At 47.7% G+C, this 12,167-nt stretch carries 13 protein-coding genes and 1 pseudogene; 4 read left to right on the top strand and 10 right to left on the bottom strand.

Going from position 1 to position 12,167, the window contains the following annotated elements:
* Positions 1-3: 3 nt before the first annotated feature.
* Together L693_RS0119515 and L693_RS0119510 are read right to left on the bottom strand one after the other, a co-directional pair.
* A complete protein-coding gene (locus tag L693_RS0119515) occupies positions 4-726 on the bottom strand; it encodes an ABC transporter permease (protein ID WP_025719264.1) in 723 nt (240 codons plus the stop codon).
* A complete protein-coding gene (locus L693_RS0119510) occupies positions 723-1,838 on the bottom strand; it encodes an ABC transporter ATP-binding protein (protein ID WP_025719262.1) in 1,116 nt (371 codons plus the stop codon). The genes L693_RS0119515 and L693_RS0119510 overlap by 4 nt, the downstream gene beginning before the upstream one ends.
* Before the next feature lie 747 nt (positions 1,839-2,585).
* On the opposite strand from L693_RS0119510, the gene L693_RS0119505 reads away from it, so the two are divergent.
* Positions 2,586-3,665 (top strand): glycosyltransferase family 4 protein, encoded by a 1,080-nt coding sequence (locus tag L693_RS0119505; protein WP_231503701.1) that lies wholly within the window; start codon positions 2,586-2,588, stop codon positions 3,663-3,665.
* A 145-nt stretch (positions 3,666-3,810) separates the two neighbouring features.
* Here L693_RS0119505 and L693_RS0119500 read toward each other — a convergent pair.
* Positions 3,811-4,233: pseudogene (locus tag L693_RS0119500) on the bottom strand (apiosidase-like domain-containing protein); the annotation flags it as partial.
* A gap of 215 nt (positions 4,234-4,448) precedes the next feature.
* On the opposite strand from L693_RS0119500, the gene L693_RS0119495 reads away from it, so the two are divergent.
* Positions 4,449-5,477, top strand: a complete 1,029-nt coding sequence (locus tag L693_RS0119495) for a LacI family DNA-binding transcriptional regulator (protein ID WP_025719256.1) — start codon at positions 4,449-4,451, stop codon at positions 5,475-5,477.
* Between the two features lie 13 nt (positions 5,478-5,490).
* Positions 5,491-5,709: a DUF5316 family protein gene (locus L693_RS0119490; RefSeq protein ID WP_025719254.1), complete on the top strand. Its 219-nt coding sequence runs from the start codon at positions 5,491-5,493 to the stop codon at positions 5,707-5,709.
* A 13-nt stretch (positions 5,710-5,722) separates the two neighbouring features.
* Here L693_RS0119490 and L693_RS0119485 read toward each other — a convergent pair whose 3' ends face one another.
* The 4 genes from L693_RS0119485 to L693_RS0119470 form a co-directional block, all read right to left on the bottom strand.
* A complete protein-coding gene (locus L693_RS0119485) occupies positions 5,723-6,628 on the bottom strand; it encodes an NAD(P)/FAD-dependent oxidoreductase (protein ID WP_025719252.1) in 906 nt (301 codons plus the stop codon).
* 86 nt (positions 6,629-6,714) lie between these two features.
* On the bottom strand, positions 6,715-7,113 hold the full coding sequence (locus tag L693_RS0119480; RefSeq protein WP_025719250.1) for an Rrf2 family transcriptional regulator: 399 nt from the start codon (positions 7,111-7,113) through the stop codon (positions 6,715-6,717).
* A gap of 129 nt (positions 7,114-7,242) precedes the next feature.
* A complete protein-coding gene (locus tag L693_RS0119475) occupies positions 7,243-8,172 on the bottom strand; it encodes an NAD-dependent epimerase/dehydratase family protein (protein WP_025719249.1) in 930 nt (309 codons plus the stop codon).
* A gap of 127 nt (positions 8,173-8,299) precedes the next feature.
* The gene (locus L693_RS0119470; protein WP_081752173.1) at positions 8,300-8,662 is read right to left on the bottom strand and encodes a DUF1796 family putative cysteine peptidase; all 363 of its coding nucleotides are present in this window, start codon (positions 8,660-8,662) and stop codon (positions 8,300-8,302) included.
* A gap of 269 nt (positions 8,663-8,931) precedes the next feature.
* Between L693_RS0119470 and L693_RS0119460 the strand changes: the two genes are divergently transcribed.
* Positions 8,932-9,309 carry a hypothetical protein gene (locus L693_RS0119460; protein ID WP_025719246.1) on the top strand — a complete coding sequence of 126 codons (378 nt, stop codon included), beginning with the start codon at positions 8,932-8,934 and terminating at the stop codon, positions 9,307-9,309.
* A 4-nt stretch (positions 9,310-9,313) separates the two neighbouring features.
* On the opposite strand, the gene L693_RS0119455 is transcribed toward L693_RS0119460, so the two are convergent.
* The 3 genes from L693_RS0119455 to L693_RS0119445 form a co-directional block, all read right to left on the bottom strand.
* Positions 9,314-10,507 (bottom strand): glycosyltransferase family 2 protein, encoded by a 1,194-nt coding sequence (locus tag L693_RS0119455; RefSeq protein ID WP_025719245.1) that lies wholly within the window; start codon positions 10,505-10,507, stop codon positions 9,314-9,316.
* Between the two features lie 58 nt (positions 10,508-10,565).
* Positions 10,566-11,279 carry a glycosyltransferase gene (locus tag L693_RS0119450; protein ID WP_025719243.1) on the bottom strand — a complete coding sequence of 238 codons (714 nt, stop codon included), beginning with the start codon at positions 11,277-11,279 and terminating at the stop codon, positions 10,566-10,568.
* Positions 11,276-12,167 (bottom strand): NAD-dependent epimerase/dehydratase family protein (locus tag L693_RS0119445; RefSeq protein WP_025719241.1); only part of this gene is annotated, 892 nt, incomplete at its 5' end. The genes L693_RS0119450 and L693_RS0119445, both read right to left, overlap by 4 nt.

Raw genomic sequence — 12,167 nt, 5'->3', positions numbered from 1 at the left:
TGATCACCTCCACCGTTTCCGTTCGACTACTTGGATGCTAAACAGCAAAAAGAGTGCCGCCACTGTCACGTAATACATCACATCGGCTCCGTTCAGCAATCCTTTGGTGAAACTGTCAAACCGTGCAGTTAATGAAAAAGGCTCCAGCCATTGCTGTACCGTCGCAGATGCGCCCGTTTGTCCACCAAACGAATCCAGCATCCAAAATACGAGTAAAATAATAAAGCTAACAACCGCCGACATCATCTGATGCTGTGACAGCGTCGAAGCGAACAAGCCGATCGCCATCATAGATGCGCCAAGCAAAAACAGTCCGATCACGGATGTAAGCACCAGCGTCCAATCCAGCGATCCATAAAAGGACATCACCACCGGATACGCCAGACTGCACAGCACTAAAATGAACAGCATGCCCAGTGACGCCAAAAATTTACCTATAATCATTTCTGTCACACTTACAGGTGAGGTTAGCAGCAGTTCATCTGTGCCCTGCCTGAATTCCTCCGCGACCAGCCGCATTGTGAGTAGTGGAACGACAAATACCAGCATGGACAGCGTATCACCAAGCACTAACCGATAGTCCAGAATACTTGGCTGATACAGGACAAAATTCGTATAAAAGAGTAACCCCGTCAGCAGCATGTACACTGCCAGCGCAAAATACGTTGTGGGTGTCCACAAATAGGCCTGTAGCTCTTTTTGACAGACCGCGAACAAACGCCTCATGACTGATTACCTCCTGTATCCTTGGCCTCTACAGCCTTGTCACCGCTGGATGCGGACTCTTCATGATCTACCTTAACGCCTGTGGATGCTGTATTCTCCGTGGAGGATACAGCATCAGCCGCTTGATCGCCCATCTGACCTGCCCCCGTCTCGCGGGTTGTCAACTGCTGGAAGATATTTTCCAGACTAAGGCTCTCTTTTTTCATCTCCAAAATCGGAAGCCTCGCAGCAGACAACACATAAAACAGCTCTTCACGAAAATCCTCATTGGAAGCTCCTGTTAGTAACACTCCAGTCAAATTCTGCTCCCTTGCAGCCCGCTTCATATCCGCATGAGACAAGGCAGATGCTAAAGGCTCGACCTCCACTTTTCCCCAAGCCCGCAGGACATCCAGCACCTGCTCACGATTTCCTTTAACCTCCACCTTTACCTTAAATCCATCCTCCATCGAACCACCGAGTGCATCTGGTCGCCCATCCAACACCAATTGCCCCTCATGGATGATAAGAACCCGATTGCATAAAGCGTCCACCTCTGGCAAAATATGCGTGCTGAGTAGTACCGTATGATTTTCACCAATCTCTTGTATAAGCTGACGAATCTCCAAAATCTGATTAGGGTCCAAGCCTGAGGTCGGTTCATCCAGCACCAGCAAATCCGGGTTATGGATAATAGCCCCCGCCAGTCCCAAACGTTGCTTATACCCTTTAGACAAACTGCGTACCAGTTGTTTTTCACGTCCATTCAATCCCAGCCTGGAAATCATTTCAGAAATACGCAGCTTCTGCTCTCGCGCAGGTACGTCCCGAATACTAGCTACAAATTTTAAATAGGATTGGACGGACATATCTCCATACAAAGGTGGAGTCTCCGGCAAATAACCGATTTTGGAACGAGCCTGTCTGCCCTTATCCTGAATCGGGATACCGTCAATCGTAATGACTCCCTCGCTCGGCTGGAGATACCCTGTAATCATGCGCATTGTCGTCGTTTTACCTGCACCATTTGGCCCCAAAAAACCGACAATTTCACCACGCTGCATTTCAAAATCCAGCTTATGTACGCCCCGGTTGCCCTCATACCACTTGCTCACCTGTTGCACCTTGAGCACACGTTTCACCCTTTCTTATATCGTTTTACAAAATCATACCACCCTACATACGTGGCAAAAGAATCCTACAGCAACAGCGATCGGAAGCCCAAAGCTTTCACGCAGCGGTTTCCCCTTACTGCTCTACTGCCAAAATGTGCATGAGTAGCGGGTAGCAGCGCAGCGGAGGGTTTGGAGCTGGAGAAGCGCCAGCGGTCGCCTTTGCTGGAGGATTCTTACCTTTTTATATCTCATCTAATCCAAGAAGAATCCTACAGCAACAGCGATCAGAAGCCCAAAGCCTTCGCGGAGCGGTCTCCCCCTACCTCATGCTACACTTTTAAATTCTAATAATAATCCCACACATATAGCCTTAGCTTAACGTCACTTAAATAGAAGCTTAAAATAATGTGTCTAAAATGTGAACAGGAAAATAGACTTTCATCCTCGTAAACTTGTACGGTTCGCCATAATATAGATTCGCATCTACCATCACTGTCAAAAAGACCAACCTTTTATAGTGCGATTCCCCCATGCGCTTTTTGCTGGGACACTACACTGTATGATCTCGGAGCCCTTGCTTGCTAAGAGTTGGGCCTTCTGTACAAAGCCTGTGAATTTGCAAGAGAAGCAATGGAACTCTCCCCGGAGGATGCTCGTCTCCGTCATAATTATGCGCTGATTCAATCTAGGCTTCCATATATACCCACACCCCGTCCTGTAGGTTGAATAACTTGGTATAGGGGCTTGCGATTGGCAAAGGAGGTTATGGAGATCAAAGTTCTATTCACTTTTTATATACCCAGCGGCGGCGTGGAAACCCTGAACCGCCAACGCTGTAAAGTGCTCATTCAGGACGGGATTGAGTGTCACCTTCTCTATTATCAGCAGGGAACTGGGATGCAAAACCTGCAAGGCGATATTCCGGTGTTCATGACTTCTTCCGAAGAGGAAATTCGAAAGCTGGTGGAGACTCATCACTACGATGCAATTATCGTCTCCTCCGATTATCCTATGCTCCCCAGACTGCGCATGTTAGGCTATCAGGGGATATTAATCTATGAATCGCAAGGCTTTGGCACACACAAAGAAGCGGCATTGGTAGTCGCAGATGCGGTTCCGTATCTTCAACAATATGCCGATGCCGTGCTCCTGCCAGATACAACTCATTTAGTGAATCTATTCTCCGGCATGTGTCCGTGGCTTAAACGTTTCGCTTTTCCAAACGTACTGGATACCAGTGTATTTAATTATGTACCCAACACTCCTCCGATCCATCCGGTCATTGCATGGGTTGGGCGGCTGGAGCCAAACAAGAACTGGAGGCATTTTGTCAATATCTCCTACTGGATGCTGCAAAACCGTGCTGATCTTCGCATTTGGATGTTTTATGATGATACCTTGTCTCAGCCAGAGGATCAAATACAATTTGAGCAGATGCTCACTCAACTCGGCATGTCCTCGATTATTGAGCGCTTTAAAAGCATACCTCATGCCAAAATGCCTCTGTATTACTCCATGATTGGTGACTCCGGCGGCTACCTGCTGTCAACTTCGCTTGTGGAGGGCTTCGGCTATGCGGTAGCTGAGGCAATGGCCTGCCGTTGCCCGGTTTTAAGCTCTGATTCAGATGGAGTACGAGCATTCATTGATCACAACGAAACCGGTAAGTTTTATGAACAAGGAGACATCTTGCAGGCGGTATTGCAAGGGTTAGACCTGATGAACAATGTACCTCATCGCGAATCTATTCGCCAGAAGGGGCAAACACGGATTGTTAGCCTGTTGGCACCGGATAAATATGTGCGCTCCTTCCGTCAGATGATGAACATGTTGGGTGTATGGTAACCTACTATTTTAGCGCATGTCCACAAAAGTCTGTTTCAGTTTTCAAAAAAGCTGACGACAACCCTATTATTACACACGGGTGATCGTCAGCTTGATGAGTTTCCTTTTTATTACTTAATATTTGCGACCTATCTGATCTTTAATGTTCAACGCAATCCAACGGCATTTTATTGTCCTTTTGGAACATTTCAGCCCATGTATCCGGTACATAGTTGCACCACAGCAGAACCAACGCTGGAATAAATCCGCGCTCTACAGCCATCTTTATCATGACTTCTGCCCGGTCGAAATAAGCTTCGTTTAATGTACGGTAGTCAAAATTTCCATTTTCCAGTAATGCAAACGGCTGCAGATTTAAATCCGCTTCACTTGCATCCCATTGCCGGAGCATGTTGATTTGCAAAACGTTGAATCCCTGCATCTTTCGATAATCCAGGTAATCGCTCCACTCTTCAATTGTCGCATTGGTAAAAGCGCTCCAGACGGTATCTGCCAAGTAAAAGAAAGGCTTGCCCTCTTTTGCAAAACTTCTTTGATTTTCAGCAATGTTTAATCTCAAATAAATCACCCTTTCTTACATAAACAAAACTAAATTAAAATGCAAATTTATATGATATTGTATAAAATAAACTAAATTAAGCGTTCGCAATTGAATATTACCACTATAGATTCTAAAAGGTCAACTCATTTTTCATATCGTTTGTTTAGTTTAATTTATAAACTAAACTTTATCGTATAATCATGATATAATTTATATAGTTTAGTCCAATGGGAGGTTCCACGTTGAAAATTGATGATATTGCAAGGCTTGCCGGTGTTTCAAAATCAGCCGTCTCTCTTGCGTTTAATAACAAACCCGGTGTTAGCGAAGAAACCAAGGAGCATATTTTAAAAATTGCCCACGAGCATGGATATAGACCACGGACCATGAAGTCAAATAAGGAATTTACTAAAAGTCACCATGTCATTCGTTTTGTTGCATGCAAAAATACAGGCATCGTGACCGAGCAATACGAATCACTTCCATTTTTCAATGAGTTAATTCATCATATTACCAATCAGGTGAGAAACCATGGAAACACTCTTATTTTTTCGTCTTTTGATAGCCATAGCCTGGTAGAGGAATTGTCTGCCCTGGAAAAAGAGCAGCCCTCCTCAGGAGTGCTTCTGCTGGGCACTAATTTAACTTCCGAGATTATTCATTCTATACAATCCATTCATGCCAATATCGTTATTTTGGATACTTGCTTTGAACACATCGACGCCAGTTTTGTATCCATTAATAACTACCTTGGGGGGTATCAGGCAGGCCAATATTTAGTTCAGTCTGGACACAGACAAATAGGATATGTGCAATCCAGTACCAGAATCCTTAACTTTAAGAAACGAAAGGAAGGATTTATGGCGGCTTTAGAGGAACATGATCTTTCCATAGATGATAGGCTTACCTTTAATATGCATCCCATGCTTGTGATGTCACAGGATTCTTTTAAAACAGCTATCCAAGAATTAACGGAGCTTCCTTCGGCCCTATTTTGCGAAAATGATTACATGGCGATTAGTGCCATTAAAACGTTTCAGGAAATGAATATCCGAGTACCTGAGCAAATTTCCGTTATGGGGTTCGATAATATTCATGAGGCCAAGGTCATCAGCCCTGAACTAACTACCATTCATGTAAAAAAGGATGTTTTGGCTCAGACAGCTGTAAACTTGCTGATGGAGAAGCTCAATCAAAATCAGGAGCATCATACGCAGGTGCTGGTAAATACCGAGGTCATTGAGCGGAAATCTTGCTTAGCCTCTCAATAAAGGAGGGTTCGCTATGATTCATGATTATGTATGGCGGGCAGGCGCTGCCTGCATGATACTCGCTATTATATTAAGTGGAACAGGAGTTAGTGGTGATCGCATGCGTGCCAACTACTATACGGAGCAGGCATGCGATCCTGAGGGGAAAGATCGGAAGCGCAGATGGAAATGGTCCTTCATACTTATGATCCTGGGTTTAATATTGCTGGCTATATCTTTGATTCTAGAATAAAAAGGACCCTAATTTATCCGAAATCTTCATCCGTCAGATCCATATTTACGCTCGTGGCGGTTCGACTGCCGTCGGCTGCGGCAAAAATCAATTGAGAAGGCATAAAGTACGAAGAATCGCCCGCGGCGTATACACCAGGTATGGAGGTTCTTCCCGCCCCATCGGTCTTGATCCCGCCCGACTCCGTCCTTTCACAGCCCAATTGTTCTCCAAACGATGCACTTTGTACCAACTGAGGTATCACGAAGCCGCCGACTCTCGGGAGCTTGGTACCGTCCGTAAAACGAACATGCTCAAGCTGGCCATGCTGGTCAATGAAAGCCGCAACAGGCTGCTCCATCACCACGATTCCCTTGGACTGAAGCCGTTCTTTTTGCTCATCTGACAGGGATGCCTGTCCATTCGTGCATACCACCAAATCCTGACTCCAATTGAGGAGCAGCTTGGCCGTATGATAGACAGCTGGCAATTCAGAGACGAGGACAAGCGGTTGATCCCGCAGCTCCCAGCCGTCGCAATAAGGGCAATTAAACAAACTTTTCCCGTATAACGGATAAAAGCCTTCGATCTCGGGGAATATCTCCTTTAGCCCTGTCGCCAGGACCAGTTTTCGCGCTTGGACGCGAATGCCTGACGAATCAAGCACCTCAAATCGACCGGATTCGATTTTGGCAATTGAAACCACCTCGGTTGGCAAATGATCCACAGACGGATAGCGCTGTACTTCCTCATAAGCAACACGACGAAACTCGGCCGGCGTTACACCATCTCGCGTAATAAAGCCGTGTGACGCATGCGTAACGGCATTTCTGGGCCGATTGTTGTCCATCAAAGCTACGTTTCTCCTTGCTCTGCCAAGCACAAGGGCTGCATTCAGCCCGGCAGGTCCTCCACCAATAATGACGCAATCGTACAGCATAGCATCCAACTCCCTTTAAAAGATATTAAAGATTCATTATATCTGTTATTAGATTAAAAAAAGCTTATTATAATTCCCCCTCGGCCTTAACCCTGCGTATGCTTGTGGGCCAGATCCACCAATTTTGTATTTTTAAGATGACGTTCCATTTTTTCCTCCGCTTCCCTCATGACAGCTTGAATCAAGCATTCGGAACTGTGGACAAAATCACAATCAAACAAGGAATTTGTACCCTCAATAGCATGGATTATATCCAAAAAGGTAATATCATCCTTATTGCGGGATATACGATAGCCTCCATTGGCTCCGGAAACCGATTCGATCATACCAGCTTTCACAAGTCTGGTCAAAATTTTTGAAAGATAGGTTGGTGACACATTCTGGGATTCGGCCAACTGCTGAACACCTACCGGCTTAACCGACGAATCGGCAACAAGCATGAGCATGGTGTGCAGAGCATAATTCGTTGCCTTTGTAAATTTCATAACTACACCTCAATTAAAGACTTATTGTATCTATAATAGCTCCCAATCTGCTGATATGTCAACCTATCAACAATTAAGGAGGGGCTGAGTCTCATCGCTCTGCCCCTCCCTGATTCGGGCGCTCTATCACTACGTTCCTTCTTTTCCTGAATCCATGCTGCTCGTATACGTTTCCTTTAAACCAGCAGAGATGCCGTAAAGCGGTTCCCAACGAAGCCAATGTCTAGCGACCGCGTTACTAAGGCAGCTATGGTGAATGTCTCCCGCCCGCGCTGGTGAATATACGGGGCGGACGGACGAACCATGCAGCTTTAGTAAATCATAGGCCAGTCGATTGATGGATGTCGTTCGTCCCGTACTTACATGTACCGTGCGTTGATCCGCAGCGCGTATAGCCGCCACATTCGCTCTGACTACATCCTTGACGTACACAAAGTCGCGGGTCTGTGTTCCGTCGCCGTGAATGAGCAAGGGACTGCCTTTTTTCAGCCGTTCCATAAAAAGGGCGACTACGCCGCCCTCTCCCTTCGCCGCCTGACCGGGACCATACACGTTTCCGTAACGTAAAATCGTGTAGTTCATGCCATACAGTCGATAAAAAAGCCGAATATACGACTCTGCGGTCAGCTTGGACAGCCCGTAGCCCGAGATCGGCTCTGTGGGATCGTCTTCATGGATACATTGCTTTTCCAGCTCTCCGTACACGCCTGATGTAGAGGCAAATATAAGTTTGGCTACACCGGCTTCATGGCAAGCCTGCAACAGATAGATCGTCCCCAACACATTCACTTCCGCATCCTCATCCGGTTGATGAATGGAATGCTGCACATCAGCCTGTGCCGCCAGGTGAAACACAATATCCGGGCTTTCCCGAATCAGCAGCGTCCGGGTTTCAGAGCTGCGAATATCTGCTATATGCATGACCGCGCGCGGGTCCACATTTGCGACATTCCCGGTCGACAAATTATCCAGCACATGCACTTGGATGCCCGAATCAGCAAGCGCACGCACCAGATGGGAACCGATAAATCCAGCCCCCCCGGTGACCAAAGCCTTCACTAGCGCACCCTCCTTTTAAACCGAAGCCAAAGTCTTCCTTTCGCATTATGTTATGCGACGCTCTATAGCTTGGCGCAGGCACACGTACAGACAGTAAAGACAATCTAAGCCTGTATAATCCGGAACCTCAGACCTGCAGCCTGATGTTTTCCAGCATATAACACCCCAGCTCATCCTGACCGTTCCATATATCCTCAGGCGGCAGCGCCATTGAAACCACCCGTTCCGGCCCCCAATCCAGCTCTATCACCTGCTCCCGGCTGCCCCCCACACGAACCAGCAGCAGACGGGACGCAAGCGCGAATTTCTCCAGTAGCCATGTGATACGGCGATCAAGCATCGTTTTGAATGCAGGATAGGAGGTCAGATGCTGATTACCGGAGATCATCCAATCCAGCGGCCCGGCATACGGACGCATTCCGTTTTTATCCAGCTGAATGGAAGGCAAGCAATGTCCTCCCAGGCTGAATACAGCATCATAATCCCCCATAGGTTCCCAGCAACTCCAGCCTCCGTTTAATTTGCAGCATAAAGGCCATACACCACCCAAATGAGGAATGGACCAGTACGTAGCCAGCAAGATTTTCACAACTGCCTCACCTCCCCGTCTAGTGCATTACGTTCCGTCGCTTCTATCAAATGTACCTTTTTCAGCATACCCTACCGACAAGCGTACAAGCTTTCCCTTCAATAGATTCATAGTATAGAAGCATCCCTCCAGGGGTTCTTCAATATTTTGTTTTTGAGAGGATGATTCAATTGGCTTTTACAACCGGCTATATGACAAACACGAGAGATTTTGGCACAGCCTGCTCCAATGTTGTTGTGAATTTGGTCAATGAGGATACCGTGAACGCGGCGACCGTGGCGATCCAAATTTTTTTCTCACTTGTACCGGATACCAAAACACCGTTGTATGTGAGCTCGATTAACTTACCTGCAAATTCCATTGCCCGCCGTACCTTTTTTATTCAAGGGGTACTTGCCTATGAGGTGCAATACAACGTAGTCTCCGCTGCTCCAGCCAATGTCGTTCTGTCCAACTTTGGGCTGGACCAATTCGGTAATATTGTGCAGGAGCACCGTGTTCTTCAGTCGGAGCTGACTACAATCGCAGCACTGTCTCCTGTTAGTTAAAAGCTCAGCCCTGCTCCAGTGCCTGATGTAATCTATGGGTATAATACACGTAATTCCATTCCGGCGGTATGGACTGAACTCCTCGGCCGCTGCCGACGGTTGAATGATCATCTGTATAGTAGGAAAAGGCATGTGTAGCCTGGAGTGGACGCAGCAAATCCGTCAAATACAGCAAATCGGTCACAGCAATATACGGTTTGACACCGAAGCATACAACAAAGCGGGTCACTGTTTCCCCTATGGCCTGAATCAGTGCTTCCACGACAGAATAGTGCGGTCTTGGCGTTACGATTAGTCGAGGATCTTGCATCATGGACAGGAAAGAGGCAGCTCCCTGTTCCGGCGTTAAATCCAGTAACCGAATCATGCAATTGCTGTAGTGCTGCTCCAGCAGGTTATCCAGTAATGGTTCGGCTTGAGTCATATCTGTGACAGGCATTAAAATGGTCATTTCAAGCGGGATGCCCCGACGCGCTCTCGCCTCATACTTGGCGATTTGAAATGCGTGCCGCCAGCGCCGGTGTTCCCCCTGGCTGTACAAGCTGGCCGATACGCTAAAAGCTGAATTTACCCGGTAATCCATCAGGATTTCCGGGATGAATTTCATGCTGCACGTCTCGGTCAGCCGCAGCCAGTAGTCATAATCCTCCACGGGTTGCAGCCGATAGCCGCTAATCTGGCGGGCATATTTGCTTTTGTACATAAACGAAACCCCGACAATGCTGGCGTTCAGTAATTCATGATGCGGCTGGCTTTGATATCGGATCAGCGCTTGTTGGTGCTGCTCGTCATGCAGCGGGTTCCCTCCGGCGTCCACCTGCCGGAAGGTGGAGAATACAAGGCCGAGCGAGTCCGGCCCCTGCATCAGTTCCTGCCGCAATCGTTCTACGAATGAAGGATAATAAACATTATCACTCGATACCCACGTCACATAGGTGATTGCAGGGTCCTGGAACAACTCGTCGAAGCCCCGATTGAGGGCACTGGATACTCCTTTGTTCTCGGGAAGTGTAATCAACTGAACGCGCGGGTCCCCCCCTGCTGCGTGGAGCGCCGGTCCTATCATTTCCGGCGCTCCGTCAATAACAATAATAAACCGAAACGCTCCGTAGCTCTGAGAAAGTACGGACGAAATCGCAGCTTGTAGATAACCGATATCCTGTTTGTAAAGCGGCATAACAATCCCCGTATCGCTCATATCAATCCCCCCTGATCTACTTTCCGGGTTCATATGGTTCTCTAATGAGAAAGCCATTCTAAGACAGACCGTTTAATAGCTGATTAAAGCGATCTTGATAACGTGCCTGGGTGATGCGATATTCCCGCTCAACGTCTGGCCAATGCTTTTTGGTTCCCATTTCATCATGCCAGCGATAATTAACCAGCGACTCATTCAGAAAAAGAAATGGATATCCCGCCAGCATCACTCGGTACCACATATCCAGATCATGGGTATACGGCAGCAATTCATCGAACAGACCAATATGTGAGAACAGCTCCTTTTTAAACATGACCGTGCATCCATTAACCGGATTACCCTGCTGGAAAAAACGGTAAAACTCTGTCAGGGACGGGAATACGGCTGCTGCCTGATAGCTTGTGATTTGGCTGTATTGATTGATGAAATTGAAATTGGTATGAGAGATATGAGCACCATGTTCAACCATAAAAGAAACCTGGTTATTAATTTTGTCTCTATGGTAGGTATCATCCGAGCTGAGCCACGCAATATATTCGCCGCTGGCATGTCGGATACCGTGATTCAATGCGCTGGCTGTTCCACCGTTGGCTTTGCCCAAATAATGTATATACGGACGATAGGGCTGGAGCATTTCGACATGTGTCGTGGACCCATCATCGACGACAATAATCTCAAGTGGTCCGTAGGTTTGCTCCAATGCGCTTTGTAAAGCCTGATCCACGTAAGCACAGTTATAAAAGGGAATGACGATCGTTACTTTCGGTCTCATATCGTTCCTTCCTTTCCAGCTCGGCGGTATTGAATCATATCCTCTAGTGATTGCCCTAGCTGTATGTTCGGCTTCCAGCCCATGTCCTCCAGCTCCTTTGCACGGTATGCCTCCGTCGCTGCTGACTCTGCTGTGTCCCCCCATTGTACAGGGACAGATGTATTCGCCAGTGCAACCATACGCTCCACGATATGGCCCAGCTCTACGATGCTGCCTGTGCAGACCGGATAAATACGGCCCGGCACACCTTGCTCCAGCAGCACACCATACGCACGAACGGCGTCGCGAACGTCCAGAAAATCACGCTGCGCATGTCGGGAAGATACCCGAAACGGGGCAGGGGCAGCTTCAGTTACCGACTGCCCTTTCATGCGTTCCGTCCGAACGATATACCCCGCCAGTAATGCGCAAAAGCCGGTTGAGGGACCCGGGCCGATCAAGTTGCAAGGCTCCGCCAGCATAACGGATTGATCGAATAGCGCACCCCACGACAGCGCGACTGCCTCTTGAAGGCTTTTGCTGAGACTGTATGGGTGCGTAGGATGATACGGAGCGTGCAAAGCCGTCTTAAGCCGAGAGCCCGCCACAACAATTCGAGCTTTGGGAAAAGGGCGCAGTGCATCCAGTAAATACAATGTGGACAGTACATTGGATTCCATATACAGCAGTGGACTTTGCCATGATTCCGGCACCGAGTTTTTACCGCCCAGATGAAGCACATAATCCGGAGCAATCTGGCGAATGACTTCGCCAAGACGTTTCTTGTCGAGCAAATCGCACACATAAGGCGCGATGCGGACATGAGTGCCGACATCCGGACTGAGGTTCTCATCCCCAGCCAGTGAGATCAGCTTTGATGCGGAAGCGGCAGTACGAGTCAGCGCCGCC

The sequence above is a fragment of the Paenibacillus sp. 1-18 genome (genome assembly GCF_000520755.1).
GTDB classification, from domain to species: domain Bacteria; phylum Bacillota; class Bacilli; order Paenibacillales; family Paenibacillaceae; genus Paenibacillus; species Paenibacillus brasilensis.
Note: the sequence above shows the minus strand (reverse complement) of the source record. Positions and strands in the feature narration are given on the sequence as shown.